The organism is Solirubrobacter soli DSM 22325, from assembly GCF_000423665.1.
Classification (GTDB): domain Bacteria; phylum Actinomycetota; class Thermoleophilia; order Solirubrobacterales; family Solirubrobacteraceae; genus Solirubrobacter; species Solirubrobacter soli.
Map to the genome: position 1 here is coordinate 642,741 of NZ_KE384069.1, position 18,954 is coordinate 661,694.

General features: G+C 70.9%; 10 protein-coding genes. 3 read left to right on the forward strand and 7 right to left on the reverse strand.

All coding sequences use genetic code 11. The features are described 5' to 3' along the window. Nucleotides 1–42 precede the first annotated feature (42 nt). The 4 genes from G569_RS0132480 to G569_RS0132495 all read right to left on the reverse strand — a co-directional run bounded on the left by G569_RS0132480 (nucleotide 43) and on the right by G569_RS0132495 (nucleotide 6,065). On the reverse strand, nucleotides 43–2,913 hold the full coding sequence (locus G569_RS0132480; protein ID WP_028066504.1) for a helix-turn-helix transcriptional regulator: 2,871 nt from the start codon (nucleotides 2,911–2,913) through the stop codon (nucleotides 43–45). A gap of 73 nt (nucleotides 2,914–2,986) precedes the next feature. After that, complete coding sequence (locus G569_RS0132485) at nucleotides 2,987–3,709, reverse strand: Ig-like domain-containing protein (RefSeq protein WP_028066505.1); 723 nt, start codon at nucleotides 3,707–3,709, stop codon at nucleotides 2,987–2,989. After that, nucleotides 3,706–5,193 (reverse strand): multicopper oxidase family protein, encoded by a 1,488-nt coding sequence (locus G569_RS53475; RefSeq protein WP_053227309.1) that lies wholly within the window; start codon nucleotides 5,191–5,193, stop codon nucleotides 3,706–3,708. Before G569_RS53475 ends, G569_RS0132485 begins: the two co-directional genes overlap by 4 nt. Next, nucleotides 5,190–6,065 (reverse strand): cupredoxin domain-containing protein, encoded by an 876-nt coding sequence (locus G569_RS0132495; RefSeq protein WP_084285903.1) that lies wholly within the window; start codon nucleotides 6,063–6,065, stop codon nucleotides 5,190–5,192. The genes G569_RS53475 and G569_RS0132495 overlap by 4 nt, the downstream gene beginning before the upstream one ends. Nucleotides 6,066–6,182: 117 nt before the next feature. On the opposite strand from G569_RS0132495, the gene G569_RS59465 reads away from it, so the two are divergent. Genes G569_RS59465 through G569_RS0132510 form a run of 3 tightly spaced genes read left to right on the forward strand, consistent with a single transcriptional unit; the run spans nucleotide 6,183 to nucleotide 16,119 of the window. Next, nucleotides 6,183–9,962: an OmpL47-type beta-barrel domain-containing protein gene (locus tag G569_RS59465; protein ID WP_169542292.1), complete on the forward strand. Its 3,780-nt coding sequence runs from the start codon at nucleotides 6,183–6,185 to the stop codon at nucleotides 9,960–9,962. Nucleotides 9,963–9,979: 17 nt separating this feature from the next. After that, entirely contained in the window at nucleotides 9,980–15,394 is a 5,415-nt protein-coding gene (locus tag G569_RS66155) for an OmpL47-type beta-barrel domain-containing protein (protein WP_053227311.1), read from the forward strand. Between the two features lie 11 nt (nucleotides 15,395–15,405). Then, on the forward strand, nucleotides 15,406–16,119 hold the full coding sequence (locus tag G569_RS0132510; RefSeq protein WP_028066507.1) for an SDR family NAD(P)-dependent oxidoreductase: 714 nt from the start codon (nucleotides 15,406–15,408) through the stop codon (nucleotides 16,117–16,119). Here G569_RS0132510 and G569_RS0132515 read toward each other — a convergent pair. The 3 genes from G569_RS0132515 to G569_RS0132525 all read right to left on the reverse strand — a co-directional run bounded on the left by G569_RS0132515 (nucleotide 16,116) and on the right by G569_RS0132525 (nucleotide 18,834). Beyond that, complete coding sequence (locus G569_RS0132515) at nucleotides 16,116–16,544, reverse strand: PIN domain-containing protein (RefSeq protein ID WP_028066508.1); 429 nt, start codon at nucleotides 16,542–16,544, stop codon at nucleotides 16,116–16,118. The two genes, G569_RS0132510 and G569_RS0132515, sit on opposite strands and share 4 nt — an antisense overlap. Before the next feature lie 85 nt (nucleotides 16,545–16,629). Beyond that, entirely contained in the window at nucleotides 16,630–16,848 is a 219-nt protein-coding gene (locus tag G569_RS0132520; RefSeq protein ID WP_028066509.1) for a hypothetical protein, read from the reverse strand. Nucleotides 16,849–16,971: 123 nt separating this feature from the next. Beyond that, nucleotides 16,972–18,834 carry a sugar phosphate isomerase/epimerase family protein gene (locus tag G569_RS0132525; protein ID WP_157592464.1) on the reverse strand — a complete coding sequence of 621 codons (1,863 nt, stop codon included), beginning with the start codon at nucleotides 18,832–18,834 and terminating at the stop codon, nucleotides 16,972–16,974. Nucleotides 18,835–18,954: the final 120 nt, after the last annotated feature.

Below are 18,954 nucleotides of genomic sequence, written 5' to 3' on the forward strand. Positions count from 1 at the left end.
TTCACCCGAACATCGACCCCAACATAAAGGGGCCTGACCCCTTTATGTTTCCAGCGCTTCGGGGAGTTGGGAGCGGCCTTTGATGCCGAGCTTGGTGTAGGTGCGGCCGAGGTGGACCTCGACGGTCTTGAGGGAGACGAAGAGGGCTTCGGCGATCTCGCGGTTGCGGAGGCCGCGGACGGCGAGTTCGGCGACGCGGCGCTCGGAGGCGGTGAGGGCGTCGACGCCGCTGAACGCGAGCCGCTGCGGGCGGGCGCCGGCGACGACGAGCTCGTCGTGCACGCGGGCCTCGAGCGCGGTGGCGCCGCAGCGGTGGGCGCGGTCGCGGGCCTCGCGCAGCGGCTCGCGGGCGTCGGTGCGGCGGCCGGCGCGGCGCAGGGCGGCGCCGTAGTCGGCGAGCGCGGTGGCGAGGACGAGCGGGAGCGCGGCGTCGCGGGCGGCGGCGACGGCGGCCTCGAGGTGCGGGAGCGGGTCGGCCGTCGGCGCGGTGCGGCCGGAGCGGGGGACCGGGTCGGCCGTCGGCGCGGCGCGGCCGGAGTGGGGGAGCGGGTCGGCCGTCGGCGCGGTGCGGCCGGAGCGGGGGACCGGGTCGAGTTCCAGCGCCGCGCGGGCGAGGTGGGCGATCGCCTCGGCGCCGCGGGCGCCGCGGGCGCGGGCGGCGGCGATCTCGCGGTCGGCGGCCTCGCGCGCCTCGACGCTACGGCCTAACGCCGCAAGTACTTGCACCCGCAGCAGATGGTCGTCCTCGCGGATGCCGATCGTCCAGTTGCGCGCGGTGTCGACCGCGAGCTGCAGGTCGAGCTGCTCGAGCGCCTCGAGCGGGCGCTTCTCGGCCAGCAGGACGCGGGCGGTGATCGCGTACAGGCCGATGATCGCCCCCGCCGCCGCCTGGTCGGGCAGCCCGTCGACGATCTCGCGCGCGCCCGCGACGTCGCCGCGGTCGAGCAGGGTCGCGGCCAAGGTGCCGGAGGCGGCGGTGATCGCGATCGGCTGGTCGCCGCCGAGCTCGAGCGAGAGCCGTGCGAGGTCCTCCGACCGGCGCAGGCTGCCGAACCGCCGCTCCCAGCGCGCCTCCAGCCACGCCGCCGCGCCGGCGCTGGTCCGCGACCCGGACCGGTTCGTCAGCTCGCTCATCGCCCGGATCGCCGCCAGCGCCTCGGGCGCCGCCTCGACCGCCAGCAGCGACTCGATCCCCCACAGCGTGGCGAACCGCTCGACCCCGAGCCGCGCGATCACCCCGGCGTTCTCGAGCGCCCGCCGCGTGAGCGGCACGACATCCTCCTTGCGCGCGCCCGCGAGAGCGCGCGCGTGCGCGAGATGCAGCTGCAGCGTGGGCCGCACGGCGGACGCGTCGGCGGCGCTGCCGGCCGTCGCCTCGATGCGGGCGAGCAGGGCGACGGACTCCTCCGCGTCCTCGTCGGAGTAGAGGAACGCCTCGACGAGCTGCTCCTCGAGCTCACCCGCGAGCTCGGGCGGTGCGCTCTCCAAGGTCGCGCGCAGGCGAGCCACGGCGGCGCGCGGCTCGCCGCGCAGCAGCAGCGCGGTCGCCGCCAGGCGGGTGGCCTCGGCCGCGATCTCCGGCGAACCGGTGGCGGCGGCCTCGTCGAGCGCGGGGAGGGGGTCGACGCCGGTGCGGAACTGCGCGAGCCCGAGCGAGAGGAGGATGCCGGGGTCGGTGGGCGAGGCCCGCTGCAACAGCCGCAGGGCGACGTCCGGCGCGCCCTCGGCCAGCGCGCGGCGACCGGCGGCGGCGAGCACGCCCGCCGCCCACGGGTCCGGCTCGGGCTCGGCGGCGAGCAGGTGGGCGGCCACGACGCCGTCGTGGGCGCCGTCCTCGGCCAGCAGGCGGGCGGCGCGGCGGTGCAGCCCCGGTCGCTCCGCCCCGAGGTCGGCGTCGACGATCTCGAGCACCATCGGGTGGATGAAGCGCCCCTCGGCGGCGTCGATCAGGTCGGCGCGGGCGAGGACCTCGAGCTCGGCTGCGGCTGCGGCCGTGCCCAGCCCGGAGAGCGCGCCCACACGGCGCACGCTCGTCGCGTCGCCGAGCACGGCGGTGGCCCGCGCGACCGACAGCGCTCCCGGGGAGAGCCGCCGGATCCGGGCCGACACGGTCCGCGCGAGCGTTCCCGGCACCGTGGTACGCACGTCGTCGGCCTCCTCCGCGCTGCCCGCGAACGGCGCGGCGCGCAGCAGCTCGGTCAGCAGGAGCGGATTCCCGCGCGTCGTCTCGAAGCACGCCTCGACGAACTCGGGCGAGGCGTCGATCCGCGAGCGCACGAGCTCACCGACCCCGTCCGCCGACAGCGCCGCCGGCCGCAGCAGCCGTGTCGCCGGCGCCACGGCGAGCCCGTCGAGCAGCTCCTGCTCGGCCCCCGGCTCGGCCGGTCGCGCCCCCAGCGCCAGCAGCACCGGCAGATCCTCCACCCGCCGCGCGAGCGCGTCGAGGAAGCGCAGGCTCGGCGCGTCGGCCCAGTGCGCGTCGTCGACCACGGCCAGCAGCGGCTGCTCGGCCGCGAGGTTCGCGCACAGCCAGTAGAGCCCGTACAACGTCGAGTGGCTCGCGTCCTCGCCGGAGCTCACGGCAGCGCCGAAGACCGGCTCGGCCAGCGCCGCCGCGCCCGCCAGCAGCGCGGCTCGTCGCGAAGCGTCCGCCCGGTGCAGCTCAGCGTCGAACAACTGGCGGACGACGCCGAAGGCGAAGTCGCGCTCCAACGGCGCACCGGTGGCGCCCAGCACGCGCATCCCGCTCGCCGCCGCCTGCGCCCGCAACACCCGCAGCAGCGCGGTCTTGCCCTGCCCGGCGGGCGCCTCGAGCAGCGCGACCGACCCGTTCGCCGCCCGGGCCGCGGCCAGCAGCCCCGTCAGCTCGTCGAGCTCGGCCCCGCGCTCGAGAAGGGAGTCGGGAACCGTCATCCGCGCAACGATGGTACGGGGAGCGACGGCGGCCGCGACGCGCGGCGGCCGCCGTGCTTGTCACCCCCCGGGTTCAGCGAACGGTGACGCGGAGCGTGCGGGGCTTGGACTCGTTGCCCGCCACGTCGACCGCGACGAGCGTGATCGTGTACTTGCCCGCCTTCAGGCCGCGCGCCGTGAGGGAGAGCGTGCCCTTCCCCGTCACCGCGTAGGTCTTGAAGATCTTCTTCCCGCGCGAGAACACGACGCCGGTGACGGCGTCCTCGGAGACCTTGAAGCGCACCTTCGCGCCGCGGGTCGCGCGCTTGGCCGACAGCGCCGACAGGGTGGGCTTGGTCGTGTCCGTCGCCACCGCCGTCTCGACCGGGACATCCGCGGCGACATCGTTGGTGAACGCCTGCTGGCTGAGCGGGACCGGCGTCGGCGTCGGGGTCGCCACGGGCGTCTTTGACACCGTGACCGACCCGAGCATCGTGTCCTTGTGGACCGAGCAGTAGAAGTTGTACGTCCCCTCGTTCTCGAAGACGTACGACGCGTCGGGCGCCGGCACGCCGAGCGGGGAGAAGAAGCCCGTCCAGTTGGCATCGGCCGGCGTCGACCCGTTCGCCGCGACGTGGTGCGCCTGCACCGTGCCCGCGAACGTCCACGTCACCTTCTGGCCCGGCTCGATCGACACGTTCGGCTTGTCCCACACCAGCGCGTCGGTGCCGTGGATGACCTGGTCCTCGGCCAGGGCGGGGGAGGCGAAGGCGCCGCACGCCGCCAGCGCCGCGATGCCACAGATCGAGAGCCTCACTTGGACACCTCCAGCTGCAGCATCATCGCCTTGTCGCCGTGCTCGAGCGAGTGGCAGTGGAACACGTAGCGGCCCTCGTACGGGATGAACCACGGCTTGACCGTGACGGTCTCGCCCGGCAACACGCCCACGGTGTCCTTCCAGCCCCGCTCGCCGGGGTGGATGACGCCCGAGGAGCGCTCGACGACGCGGTAGAGCATCCCGTGCAGGTGCATCGGGTGCACGCGGTTGGACGGGTTGTGCCACTGCCACAGCTCGGTCGTCCCGAGCCGCGGCGCCACGTCGATCCGGTTGGGATCGAAGCCGCGGTTGGCGATCTGCCACTGCACGCCGCCCTGGGTGAGCAGCGAGAGATCCCACTTCCGCGTCGCGTTGGGCTCGGGCAGCTTCTCGAGCGTGCGCATGCGCCCGCGCGGGAGCCGGAACTCCTCGACGCCGCCGCCGTCGACGACGTCGAAGCGCATCACCGCGCGCGTGCCCGGCGACTCGCCGGCGGTGTTGGTGAGCACGATCTCCGAGCCCGGCTTGAAGCTGCGGAAGTCGAGCAGGACCTCGATGCGCTCGGCCGGGTGCAGCGGGAAGTCCGTGCGCGCGACCGGCGACTCGAGCAGGCCGCCGTCGGAGGCGACCTGCAACATCTGGCGGCCGTTGCCCAGCTTGAGGTTGTACGAGCGAGCGTTGGACGCGTTGAGGAAGCGCAGCCGGTAGATCCGCCGCTGGACGGCCAGGCGCGGCGAGATCGCCCCGTTGACCAGGATCGTGTCGCCGCGGAAGCCGAGGTCGACGTTCTCCGCGTAGCGGAACGAGCCGTCCTTGTTGAACGCGTGGTCGGCGATCACCAGCGGGATGTCGTACTCGCCCGAAGGCAGCCCGAGCTCCGCCTCGCGGTCATCCGCGAGCAGGTACGTGCCGACCAGGCCGTAGTAGAGCGTCCGCGCGGTGCGGCCGTGCGCGTGGTCGTGGTACCAGAGGAACGCCGCGTCCTGCTTGTTCGGGTACGTGTAGTTGAAGCTCTGGCCCGGGTTGATGACGTCCATGGGGTGGCCGTCGTGGGCCGCCGGCACATAACCGCCGTGGAGGTGCACGTTGCTGTCGAACGACAGGTTGTTGTGCTGGCGGACGATCGACGGCCGGTCCTTGGACGCGTAGATCGTCGGCCCGGGGTAGATCCCCTCGTAGCCGTAGATCGGGGTCTCGAACCCGGTCAGGATCTCCGCCAGGCCCTCCTTGATGTCGACGTCATAGACATCGACACCGTTCTTGGTCGAGACCGGAGCGAGCGCCGGAGCGATCGGCAGGTCGCGCTGGAACGGGGTGAACAGCGACTGCGTCTGCGCGCGCCGGGCCGCCGAGGTGACGACCTTCGGACCCTTGAGCGACGACGTCGTGCCGAACGTGCAGACGAGCGCGATCGAGTACGAGCCGTTGCGCAGGAAGTCCCGCCGCGACCAGGCGTCGTGCGGAGGACGGAAAGCACCCTTCATCGCGTCACCCGCACTTTCGCGCTCTGGACAGTGGCCTTGTTGCCGCGCGCGTCACGCGCTTCGACCTGGACCGTGTAGCGCGCCCGGACGAGCTTGGAGCTGCGCACGGTGAAGGCGCGAGAGCCGGCGCGCGCGGAGAGCGTGAGCGTCCGGATGGCCTTGGACCCGCGCTTGAAGCGGATCGTGACCGTCGAGTTCTCCGACAGCGCGAACGAGACCCGCGCGCCATGCGCGACGGCCTTGAGCTTGAGCTTGGAGATCACCGGCGGAGTGACATCGGCGCGCGAGGTGCCGAGCGGGGCCGGCGTGGTGCGGTCGGCGCCGACCGGGGTGGGGGTGGCCGTCACGGTGGGCGTGGCGGTCGCCGTCGCGGTCGCGGTCGCGGTGGCCGTCGCGGTGGCCGTGGCCGTCGCGGTGGCGGTCGCCGTCGCGGTGGGCGTCGGCGTCACCGGGTTACCGGTGACGGTAACCGTACCGGTCATCGCCGCGTGCACCTGGCAGATGAAGTTGTACGACCCCGGCTGCGTGAACGTGTAGGAGCCGGTACCCGAGGAAGCGATCGGGATGATCACTTTCTCGTTCCATTCAGGGTCAGGGCCTTCCTTGCCGACGGCGTTGTGGAACTGACCGTCGCCGCCGTTGACGTCCCAGGTCACGGTGTCGCCCGTATTGACCGACACCGCGGGCTTGTCCCAGGCGGTGCCGCTGGCCTTGATCGTGACGTCAGCACGCGGTTCCGCCGCCGCGGCGACGCTCACGCCACCGACCACGGCGCCCACGGCCAGCAGACCCATTACGGCACGCAACGCGCCGCCCCTTCGCTGAACCATGTTCTCCTCCTGCACGATCTCCCCCTGCTGCTCCCGATCCATCAGGTACTTCGGACAACTAGCAAACCAAAGACTCGACCTTTTTTCCAGATGAGTGGTAGCTTACGCCAAGTCGTTGAAGAATGCCGCAGGGGGAGAAATGGAGGGCGGATGCGGTCCTTGAGGACGTCGCTGGTGGTTGGGGTGCTGTTGCTGTGCTCGATGGCGGTGGGCACGGCACAGGGTGCGCCCATGCGCGAGAGCGCGTTGGACGTGGGGTCGTGCGGCGTCGACGAGTTCACCGGCACGACGCTCGACACGGCGCGCTGGAAGACGATCGTCCGGCCGAACGCGGCCGGCTACGGCGTCGCGGACGGGGTGCTGAAGCTGCGCGCGCTGACCGGCGACATGTACGGCGATCGAGCCACTGCGCAGAATCTGATTCTCCAGGACACACCCAATGGTGCGTGGACTGCGACTACTAAGCTCGACTCGAAGGCCTTCACCCGCGAGGGTCAGCAGGCGGGTCTGATCGTCTACAAGGACGACTCGACCTTCAGCAAGTTCACGGTCATCAACAAGGGTGCCCAGGGACGCTGGTTCGAACACATCTTCACCGCCGACAAGGTCGCGCGGCTGGAGATCGGGACCGACACGACGCCGCCGCTGAACGACTCGTTCCCGGCGCTCGTGTACATCCGTGTCATCTCCGACGGACAGACGATCCGCGGCGAGTACTCCGGCGATGGCATCACGTGGTCGCCGATCGGCCGCCCGGCGAAGATCGGCTCGGGCGTCAAGCTCGGCCTCTACGCGGCGGACAACGCGCAGGACGGACCTGAGGTCCCGTTCGAGTTCGTCTCGCTCAACGCCCAGAGCGACGAGTTCGCGGGCACCGAGATCGAGAAGTGCCGCTGGTCGCAGATCGTGCGCGAGGCCGCGACCGGCTACCGCGTGCAGAACGGCGCGCTCGAGATCGACACCGGCGCCGACGAGATCGACGGCACCGCCCCGAACCTGATCGGCCAGCCCGTCCCGGCCGGCAACTGGCAGGTCGAGAGCAAGATCGACCTGACCACCAACGCCGAGGGCCAGCAGGCCGGCCTGCTCCTCTACAAGGATTCGAACAACTGGATCAAGACGGTCCTGGTCGACAAGAACGCGACGAGCCAGATCGAGTTCGTCCGCGTCAAGGACGGCGGCTACCAGCTCGACGCGCCGTTCAAGGTCGACGTGCCCAAGAACCTGACGAGCTTCTACCTGCGGATGCGCGCGAGCGGCGGCACCGCCAACGCGCAGTACTCGACCAACGGCACGACCTGGACCGACGTCGGCAAGTCGCGTGACATCTCCGACCTGGGCGCCGGCTACCTCGGCCCGGTCGCGCTGCGCGGCGACGCGGTCAACCCGGTCACGGCGAAGTTCGACTACGTCCGCGTCGCCCCGTCGCCGGTCGAGCCCTGCACCGCGCCCGGCGCGCCGGAGTCCGGCTACGAGCGCCTGTGGAACGGCGTCGACATGGCCGCGACGACGCAGGCCGGCCCCGGCGGCTTCGACATCGTCAACGACGGTGGCACCGAAGGCTGCCGCCTGGTCAGCCGCGGCGGCCTGGGCCTGCTGTGGTTCAACGCCAAGACCTACGACAACTTCGTCCTGCGCACGCAGTGGAAGTCGTCCAAGGACACCGACAACTCCGGCATCTTCGTCCGCTTCCCGAACCCGGGCACCGACCCCAACGTCGCGATCAACCAGGGTCACGAGATCCAGATCCGCGAGGGCGTCGCCGGTGACGGCGAGGACCAGAAGACCGGCTCGATCTACAACTTCAAGCGCGAGACGGCGCGTGCCGCCAAGCCCGCGGGTCAGTGGAACGACTACGAGATCCGCTACGAGTCAGGCGTCTACACGATCACGCTCAACGGCACGGTCGTGAACACGTTCACGAACACGACGACGCAGGCGCGCTCGGCCGGCTACATCGGCCTCCAGAACCACGGCGCCAGCGACGAGGTGTCGTTCCGCAACGTGCGGATCCAGCCGCTGGTAACCGCCGCGACGAACATCTTCACGACGATCGGCATCACGACCAACTCGACGCGGGCGAACGGGCAGATCTACCCGCCCACGAACCCGTACTCGCTGCCGGCCGAGCAGATGCCGCCGTCGAACACGGTCGGCGTGGCGCCGAGCGACTCCGCCGACGACGTCCCGCTGCGGATGCCCGACACGACCGGCACGAAGCCGAACTTCGCGGCGATGCGCGGACAGGTGTTCACGCTGCGCGCGGGCGACCAGAAGGCCTACTCGAAGCTGCACTTCTTCGGGACGACCTCCGACGGCGGCCCCGCGGGCGGCAACTTCACGCTGCGCTACTCGGACAACACCACCGCCACCGTGAACATCCAGTTCCCGGACTGGTGCGGCAACGGCACGGCGACGGCGCATTACGCGATCGGCAAGCTCAACGGCCGCTACCGCGCCAACAGCACGGGTGACACCGCGGGCTGTGGCATCTACCACTACCCGATCGACAACCCGCAGCCGACCAAGACGCTCGTCGGGGTGACGCTGCCCAACGCCACGACCGGCACGACCGGCGCCAACACGCAGGCCTACCTGATGGCGCTCACGCTCGAGACCACCGGGCCGGTCTACACGACGCCCGACCTCTCGGGCCAGGTCGCCTTCCCGGACGACAACAAGGCGCCGACGACGACCGCCACGCTCGACCCCGCCGCGCCGAACGGCAACGACGGCTGGTACAAGGGCGCGGTCCGCGTGACGCTGAACGGCGTCGACGAGCAGGGCGGCTCCGGCGTCGAGCAGATCATGTACCGGATCGACGGCGGCGCGCCGCAGAGCTACACGGGCGCGTTCAACTACACGACCGAGGGCTCGCACACGCTCGAGTACCGCTCGATCGACGGCGCCGGGAACGCGGAGACGTACAAGCCGCTGACGCTGAAGGTCGACACGCAGGCGCCGACGACGAGCACGCAGGTCGTTCCCGGCCTGCCGCTCGGCGGCGACGGCTGGTACGACAGCGCCGTCACGGTGCGCCTGAGCGCCGTCGACGGTGCCGGCTCGGGGATCGCCGCGGAGGGCACCGAGTACAGCCTCGACGGCGGCGACTGGACGGCGTATGACGAGCCGGTCGAGATCGCCGACGCGGGCGTGCACACGCTGCAGTACCGCTCGGGTGACGTCGCCGGCAACGCCGAGGTCGCCAAGTCGTTGACGCTGAAGGTCGACGCGACGGCGCCGTCGACGGCGATCCGCATCAACGGCGAGGAGCCGGTCGAGGAGTACACGTCGGCGGTGCGGGTGGCGTTCACCCGCTCTGACGCGGACGGCTCCGGCGCGGTCAGGACCGAGTACCGGGTCGACGGCGGCGACTGGGAGGACTACGACGAGACGGGCGCCTTCGACGTCGAGGGCAACCGCGGCCACAAGGTCGAGTTCCGCTCGATCGACGTCGCCGGCAACGTCGAGAACTTCAAGTCGCTGATCTTCGTCATCCGGCCGCCGGTCATCCCGGCCGCCACGCCGACGCCCACGCCCGCACCGATCGTGGTCCCGCAGGCGGTGCCGGCGCCGGCGCCCAAGCCGTATGCCTCGCTCGAGGACGTCAGCTCCAAGCTCTCGACGGTCGCCGCATTGCGCGGCGGCAAGTTCGCGGTGCACGTGAGCTGCCAGGCCGTGCGCAGCGGGACGCTGAGCCTGACCGTCTCCAAGTCGGTCGCGCGCAAGCTCAAGCTCAAGAGCACCACGCTCGCCAAGGGGTCGCTGCGCTGCGGCGATGAGGGCCGGGCGACGCTGACGCTCAAGCCGAGCTCGACGGTCAAGGCCGCGCTGGCCAAGGCCAAGGGCTCGATCACCGCGACGCTCACGCTGCGCCTGAACGGTGCGGATGGGGTCGTGCGAGACACGCAGTCCGTGACGTTGAAGGGGAAGTCGTGAAGTCCAGGGGGAGGAACATGAAGAACACGCTGCGAGCGCTGCTCGCGAGCGCGGTACTGCTGTGCGCCTTCGCGGCCACCGCGCAGGCTCAGAGCGTCAAGGTGCTCGTCTTCCACGGGCCGCCCGATGCCACCACCACCGCCGGCGTGAACGCGATCAAGGACCTCGGGACAGCCGGCGGCTTCGGCGTCGACGAGGCCGCGGCGGCGACGGACCTGAACCCGGCCAACCTCGACAAGTACCGCGCCCTGGTGTTCCTCAACACCGCGGGCGACCTGCTCAACGCCGAGCAGGAGAGCGCCGTCCAGCGCTTCGTCGAGCAGGGCAACGGGTTCCTCGGCATCGGCTCGGCCGCCCAGGGCGAGTCCGGCTCCTTCTTCGACGGCCTGATCGGCGCCCGCCCGACCGCGGGCAGCCCGACGGCCACGACTGCCAAGACGGTCGCCGTCGGTGACCGCGTCCATCCGGCCACGCGCGACCTCCCCGCCCTGTGGGATCGCTCCGACGTCTGGTACCAGTGGACCGCCCGCGTCACCGGCACCGTGCACGTCGTCGCGCGCTATCGCACGGTCGGCGCGCCTTCCGGCGATGCCACCAAGGACGGGACGACCGACAACGACACCCCGATCTCGTGGTGCCGCGACTACCGCGGCGGCCGCTCCTTCTACACCGGCATGGGCCGCACGGCCGCGGCCTACGGCGAGGCCGACTTCAAGAAGCACCTCGCCGGCGCGCTGGCGTGGACCTCGGGCCTGACCCGCGGCAACTGCAAGGCCACGATCAACAGCAACTACAAGGCCAAGCAGATCATGAGCGCCGGCGCCGAGTCGACCGGTCTCACGACCGCCGGCGAGTCGCACGGCCTGACGGTCGCCAACAACGGCTGGGTCATGTACATCGGCCGCGGCGACTGCCGCACCGACGCCGAGCGCGGCGCGCTCGTCAACCTGCCGTCGCTGGGCCGCATCCTGACCCACGACAACCCGAACGTCGGCATCGGCTGCGGCACGGTGCACATCTACGACCCGAAGGCCGACACCGGCGCGATCAACAGCGGCGTGACGCTGGCCGGCAAGCTCGCCGTCTACGGCGACGGCGGCCAGGGCGGGGAGAAGACCTCCGACGCCGACCACAAGATGGAGTACGGCCTGCTCGGCATCGCCGCCGCGCCGGACTTCGCCACCACGGGTCACATCTACCTGCAGTACTTCCCGACGTTCAACCCGAACACGAAGCCGGCGGGCCTCCCGGTCGAGCGCCGGATCTCGAAGATGTCGCGCCCGCGCATCTCGCGCTTCACGATCAACCGCACCACCAAGAAGCTCGACCTCGACTCCGAGGTCAAGATCTTCGAGTACGACGCCCAGATCTACTCCTGCTGCCACGTCGGCGGCGGCATGGGCTTCGACTCCAAGGGCAACCTGTACGTGACGACGGGTGACACCAACTCGTCGCAGGGCTCCAACGGCTACTCGGGCAACAACCCGTCCGCCAAGTGCCCGATCGGCGACAACAGCGTGCCGGTCAGCGCCAACTGCGGTACCGCGAACTACTCCTACCAGGACGCGCGAAGGACCGCGGGCAACACCAACGACTACAACGGCAAGATGCTGCGCTTCCATCCGGATCCGACGATCCCGGACGGCGCGAAGCCCACGGTCGGCGAGGGCACCACGTACACGATCCCGGACGCCGCGGCCCCGAACGGCCCGAACCTGTTCGACGGCACCGAGGGCGGCGGCGGCAAGACCAAGCGCGAGATCTACGCGATGGGTCTGCGTAACCCGAGCCGCCTGTCGATCGACCCCAAGACCGACGTCCCGTACACGGCGTGGGTCGGTCCGGACGCCGGCGCCCCGAGCGTCACGCAGGGTCCGTCGACGTACGAGAACGCCGCGCAGATCACGCGCGCCGGCAACTATGGCTGGCCGTACTGCATGGGCAACAAGCAGGCTTACCGCGACCGTCCGGTCGACGCGAACCTGCGCACCGACAGCCCCTCCGGCTACGTGCCGGGCGGCCCGGCGACGGGTGGCACCGAGGGCTGGTACGACTGCGACAACCTGCGCAACGACTCGCCGAACAACACCGGCCTGGTCGTGTTCCCGCACCAGACCGGCACCGGCGCCGACGCCGGCAAGGTCCGCGGCAACAACGTCTGGTACTCGCGCGGCAACCCGGGCTCCAACAACGGCTGCCCGAGCTTCCCGCGCCCGCGTGGCGCCAACGCGGCGCCCGACTACAGCGCCACGCCGACCCAACTGTGCCCGTACGCGCAGGACAACGGCATGACGATCATGGACGGCCCGGTCTACCGCTACGACGCGGATGCGGCCGACCAGTCCAAGCGCTGGCCCGCCTATTGGGACGGTCGCTGGTTCCTGCACAACAACGGCGGTGCCTCGATCAAGCACGGCCTGCTGCTCGACCAGAGCACGGCGGCCACCGGCGGCCAGCCGATCTACGCCGACTCGCTGCGCGACACGCTGGCGTGGAACGGGTCCTACATGGACTCCAAGTTCGGCACCGACGGCGCGCTCTACGTCCAGACCTACGACGGCTTCTTCCGCGCGGGTCCGAACGTGGGCATCTACCGCTACGACTACGTCGGCGGCTCGTCGACCCCGAACGCGGCGCCGCGCGCCGTGCCGATCGGCGACTTCAGCGTCCGCTTCTCGGTCGGCAGCTCCGGCGGCGTGTCCTACAAGTGGGACTTCGGTGACGGGCAGAGCTCGACCGATGCCAACCCGACGCACAAGTACGCCGAGGCCAAGCGCTACACGGCCAAGCTGACCGTCACCTACGGCGACGGCGGCACCGACGCCAACACGATCGACGTCGACGTCCTCGCGACGGCCGACGAGATCGCGCCGACCACGACCGCGACGTTCAACCCGGCGACCCCGGGCAACGGCGGCACGTACACGCGGCCGGTCACGATCACGCTCACCGCGGCCGACAATGCCGGCGGCTCGGGCGTGGACATCACCGAGTACCGCGTCAACGGCGGCGAGTACCAGATCTACGCCGGTCCGGTCACCCGCAGCCAGCCGGGCGACTACACGGTCGACTACCGCTCGGTCGACAAGACCGGCAACGTCGAGACGGCCAAGACCGTCACGTTCAAGATCGCGATCCCGGAGAACTGCCCGACGAACCTCAATGACGAGTTCGCCGGACCGACCCTGGATCCGAAGTGGCAGATCCTGCGCGGCGATGCCAACTACCGCGTCTTCGACAGCGGCCGCCTGAGGATCACCGTCCGCAACGGCGACATGATCGGCGCCACCGCGACGGCGCAGAACGTGCTCCTGCAGCCGGCCCCGGCCGGCAGCTGGCAGGCGACGACGAAGCTGGACGTCTCGACGCTCACCACGTCGGGCGACCAGGCCGGGTTCATCCTCTGGCAGCGCGAGAACCCGAACACGTTCGCGAAGATCACCTACATCTCCAAGGGCACCACCCAGCAGTACGAGTGGGTGGCGACGCGCAACGGCGCCTCGCAGATCTCGACCGGGCCGTCGATCTCGGCGCGTCCGACCGACGTCTACCTGCGCCTGAGCTCCAACGGCTCCGGCACCTACATCGCCGAGGGCTCCGTCGACGGCGAGAACTGGCAGCAGATCTCGTCGCCGATCACCGACCTCGGCGACCCGTCGACCCTGAAGGTCGGCCTGAAGGTCTCCAACACGCAGAACTCCACCACCCGCAACGCCGGCTTCGACTACTTCCGTGTCGACTGCTCGGACAAGATCGCTCCGGTGACCACGGCCAAGCTGGACAAGGCCACGCCGGACGGCAAGCTGGGCTGGTACTCGACCGCTCCCAAGGTCGAGCTGACGGCCAACGACGGCGTCGGCGAGGGCGTGGACAAGATCACCTACAAGGTCGACGGCGGCGCCGCTCAGACCTACGAGGGCCCGTTCACCGTCGACGGTGAGGGCGAGCACGTCATCGAGTACTTCGCCTCCGACAAGGCGGAGAACGTCGAGACGGCGAAGACGGTCGCGTTCCGCGTCGATGCCAATGCCCCGGAGACCACGGGCACGGGCGAGATCGACGAGGACAAGGGCGAGGCGACGGTCACCCTCGACGTCGACGACGGTGAGAAGGGCTCCGGCTCGGTGCTCACCGAGTACCGCGTCGACGGCGGACCGTGGAAGGTCTACGAGTCCAAGGCCGAGCAGATCTTCGACGGCTCCGCCGCGTCGATGGCGCAGTGGAAGCAGGCCGGCGCGGGCAACTTCAACCTCGCGACGGACGCGTCGGGCAGCTACCTCGACCCGGTCGGCGGTCTGGGCATGCTCTGGTACCCGAAGCCCTACGGCGACTACAAGCTGTCGCTCCAGTGGCGTGAGGGCCAGGGCACGAACGGGTTCTCCAACGGCGGCGTGTTCGTCCGCTTCCCGAACCCGGAGCAGAACCCGCGGACCGACGAGTGCGCCAAGGTCGGCTCGGCCGCGACCGACAACGCCTGGGTGGCCATCTACTGCGGCCACGAGCTGCAGATCTACGACGGCAACACGGGCGAGACGCGCAAGACCGGCTCGATCTACACGTTCGACAACAACGACATCACCCAGATCGGCCCGGCCAAGCCGCGCGGCGAGTGGGAGGACTACGTCATCACCGCCAAGGGCCAGCACATCACGATCGCCCGCAACGGCACCGTGATCAAGGAGTTCGACAACACGCCCGGCAAGCAGTCCGACCGCTCGGGCGACCCGTCGACGACGCTGCGCCAGTTCGCGCAGGGCTACATCGGCCTGCAGAACCACGGCGGCGCCGACCGCATCCAGTACCGCAACATCCGGATCGAGGACCTCTCGGCCGGTGCCCGCGGTGTGGTGGAGGCCAAGCCGTTCACGATCACGGGCCGGGGCCCGCACACGATCGAGGCCCGCTCGACCGACGCGGCCGGCCATCAGGAGGCCAAGAAGACGTTCTCGTTCGAGATCGGGTCCGTGACGCCTCCCGGCGACACCGGCAACGGTGACAACGGCAACAACAACCAGCCGCCGATCGTGCTGGTCCCGCAGGTCGTCAGCCCGATCATCCCGGCGATGGCCCAGTCGACCGCGACGGCGACGTTCGGGACGATCACCTCGAAGATCACCCGCGCGACGTTCGCCAAGAAGGGTCTCGCTGTGCCGGTCACCTGCACCGGCGCGATGGACGGCACGGCCAAGCTGACGGTCACCTCGGCGGTGGCCAAGCGGCTGAAGCTGAGCCGGACGACGCTGGCCTCGGCGGATGCCACGTGCTACGGCCCGCACTCGATCAAGGTGGCGCTCAAGCCGTCCTCCTCGCTGGCGAAGGCGCTGGCCCGCAAGGGCGGTCCGAAGAGCGTGAAGCTCACGCTCAGCGTCGAGATGCACGTCTTCGGCAAGGCGCCGCAGACGCTCAAGAAGTCGATCACGCTCAAGCGATAGAACAGGGGGCGATGACTCGCCCCCTGACCATCGTCACCGGCGGCAGCCGCGGCATTGGAGCCGCGGTCTGCCGCCGGCTTGCGTCTGAAGGCCACGACGTCGTGTTCTCCTATGTGGCGGCCCAGGCGCGGGCGGCCGAGGTCGTGCGCGACGTGCGCGCGGCGGGCGTGCGCTGCGAGGCGGTGCGCGCCGACGTCGCCGACGCCGCCGATGTGGACGCGCTGTTCGATGCCGCCGGGGCCGTCACCGGCCTCGTCAACAACGCGGGGATCACCGGTCCCGTGGGTAGGCTCGTGGATGTCGACCCGGCCGAGTTCGCGCGTCTGTGGGCCGTGAACCTGACGGGTGTCCTGCTGTGCTGCCGGCGCGCGGCGCAGGTCATGGCCCCGGGTGGGTCGATCGTGAACATCTCGTCCGGCGCGGCCACGCTGGGCGGGCCCGGGGAGTACGTGCACTACGCGGCGTCCAAGGGCGCTGTGGACACGATCACGATCGGGCTCTCGAAGGAGCTCGGCCCGGACGGCATCCGCGTCAACGCCGTCGCCCCCGGCGCCGTGTGGACCGAGATCCACCTCGATCCGGAACGACCGGCGCGGGTGGGTGCGCAGACGCCGCTGGGCCGCGCGGGTGAGCCGGACGAGATCGCCGGCGCGGTCGCGTGGTTGCTCAGCGCCGACGCCTCCTACACGACCGGCGCGATCCTGCGGGTGGCGGGCGGACGTTAGAGGGTTCCGCGGGGCGCGAGCCAGACGCTCTCGAACGTGAGGTCCGTGCGCTCGGCGATCAGGTCGTAGTCGTGGTCGTAGTGCAGGACGCCGAGCCCGTGGCGGTCGGCGAGCGCCGCGACCAGCAGGTCGACCGGCGGGAGGCGATGGTGGCCGACGCGGGCGAGCTGGCGCTGCGCGTCGAGCGCCCGCTGCTCGACGGCGTCGTCGATCGCGAAGCGGGGGAGGGCGAGCAGCTCGTCCAAGAGCGCGTCGTGGTCGCGCGCGTCGCGGGCGGAGTAGCCGGCCTCGAGCAGGAACGGCAGGCAGGTCGCGATCTGGCCGGCCTCGAGGGCGTCGGCGAGCTCGCTCGAGCGCGAGTGGGGGAGGCCCGGCGCGGCGAGGCGCACCCAGGCCGAGTTGTCGAGCAGGAGGGGACCGGTCATCGCGGCGCGGCGTGGGCGCGGCGGGCCGCGGCTGCGGCGGGCGGCGCCGTGTCGGCGGCCGATCCAGGCGGGGCGGCGGGCAGCGTCACGCGGGACGGGCCCAGCCCTGGCGGCGCACCTCTTCGGCGGCGGCCGGGTCGAGCGGGAGGTCGCGGCGGCGGATGCGGTCGGCGAGGCGGGCGCGGCGGGAGGCGATCCCCTCGCGTTCGGCGCGCACGCGGGCGAGCTTCTCCTGGGCGCCGAGGATCAGCAGCTCGGAGAACTCGATCCGTTCGCCTCCCAGCTCGTCGCGCAGCTCATCCAAGGCCGCGCGGACGGGCGGGGTCTCGGTGATCGCGTGGCGGGGATGCTTCGTCGGGATACGGGTCAGTGTAACACCGGTGTGGCACCGACCGGGAGCGGAGTCCCGGCCGGTGCGCACGTACCCCTACGGAGCGGTGGTGGAGAGGGTGAACGTCAGCGCCTTGCCGTATGTGCCGGAGCGCAGGACGTCGGTGGCGCCGATCGCCTGGCGGAAGCCGATCGTCACCGGGTCCTGGTTGACCGGGCCGGTGTACGTCAGCAGGTTCGTCGCGGTGCCGGTCGTCTCGGCCAGCGCAGCGAACGCCTGCGTGGGGTTGGTCGCGTTGACCGCGCGGACGTTCAGCGGCGCGGGCAGCGAGAACGTGCCGTTGACCAGGTGGCCGGGGGCGGTCGCGCTCGTGTCGGTCGCCGAGAGGACGGCGTTGCCGGCGGTCGAGGTCACCGTCGCGGCGACCGCGGTCTCATAGCTCTTCGCCACCGTCGGCTGGAACGTGCCGAAGCTCCCCGGCTGCGACGGGAGGCTGAGCGCGAGCAGGCTCGGGACGTTCCCGCCCACCGTCGAGATCGCCTCGCCGGTGCTCGTGCCGGCCAGCAGCACGCGGTCCATCGCGTCGTCCGAGCTCGACGTGAACTGCAGCCGCGCGACCGACGTGTAGTTGGTGCGGGTCGGCTTGAAGCCGACGTTGACCGTGCACGTGCCGGCCGGCTTGGCCTCGTTCTCCGTGGTCGCCGGGTCGTCGGCGACGCCGGCCGCGAGCGCGCCGCTCGTGCAGTTGTGGCTGACGATCGCGAAGTCGTCGCGGGTGGTGTTCCCGCCGTCGTCGGCGTTGGCCGCGAGCGCGACCGCGGTGATCGTCAGCGGCGCGTCACCGTCGTTGGTCACGAGGACCGGGACCTGGTTGGCCGCCGCCGCGGTCCCCGCCGCCACCGACGGGAACTGGACCGGCGCCGCCTGCAGCACGCCCACGGGCGCGCCCTTCATCGCCAGCGCGCTGTTGGCGGTGTTCGTGAACGGGTTGAAGTTCGTCGGCCCGCCCAGCGCGACCGGGTCCCGCTCGGCGAAGTAGTACTTCACGCGGTTCTTGGCGGCGGCGAACATCGGGGCGAAGTTGATCTCGCCCTGGCCGAGCTCACGCTGGTCGTTGTTGCCGCACGACGTGCGCGCGTTCACAAGATCCTTTACGTGAAAGGACACGACGCGGCCGGGGAACTTGTTCATCAGCCGCAGCACCTCGGCCTCGCCCTGCGCCCGGTTGCCGGGCTCGCCGGCGGCGCCGCAGACCGCCCAGCCGATGTCGATCTGGGCGACGACCCAGCGCGGGTCGGTGCGCTCCATCACGATCTCCCACGCGGACTTCAGCACGCCGTTGTCGACGTGGCGCGGCACCCACTCCGGCTGGTGGTTGTGGAAGTAGGCCGGCCCGAGCCCCGCCTCGACCGAGCGCTTTCCGAGCCGGTTCAGGACCTGCGCGGTGTTGAGCGTCGCCGCGTACGTGCTGAAGGCGGCGTTGCCGCCGGGTAGGCCGGACTCGCCCACGTGATCCTGACCGAGGATCTTCGACGCCAGGATCTGGTTCTCCCAGTTGGCCTCGGTCAGGTTGCCGTGGCGGCCCGGGAAGCGGATGCCGTACTTGTCTCCGAGCGCCCGCAGCGCCTGCAGGCCGGCGACGTTGAGCGCCGTCGCGGGGTTCGTGCCCGGGAACAGCGCCGAGTTGTAGTTGTAGAGCTCGACGTCCTTGATCCCCCGCGACTGCAGGAACTGGAAGACGCGCTCGACGCGGCCGTCCTGCGTGGTCGGGGCGGGTGGGTTCGGGTCCCCGCCGCCGTTGGAGATGTAGCCGCTGAAGTTGTAGAGCTGGATGCCGCTCTGCCCGACCGGCGCGCCCTCGCCGAGGGACGCGGGACGCTGCGCCTGGGCGGCGCCGGAGCATGTCAACAACGCACCGGCAGCCGCGAACGCGACGCCGGCTTTGGCCAGACCCTTCAAAGTTCCCCTCTCCTCCACTGGCTGGCTTGGAATACCGGCGCAGACCCGAGCAGAAGGTATCGCACTCTCATCAAGAAGTCATGGAGTTCTCACGTATCGTCGACAGAACTCGGCGTCCGG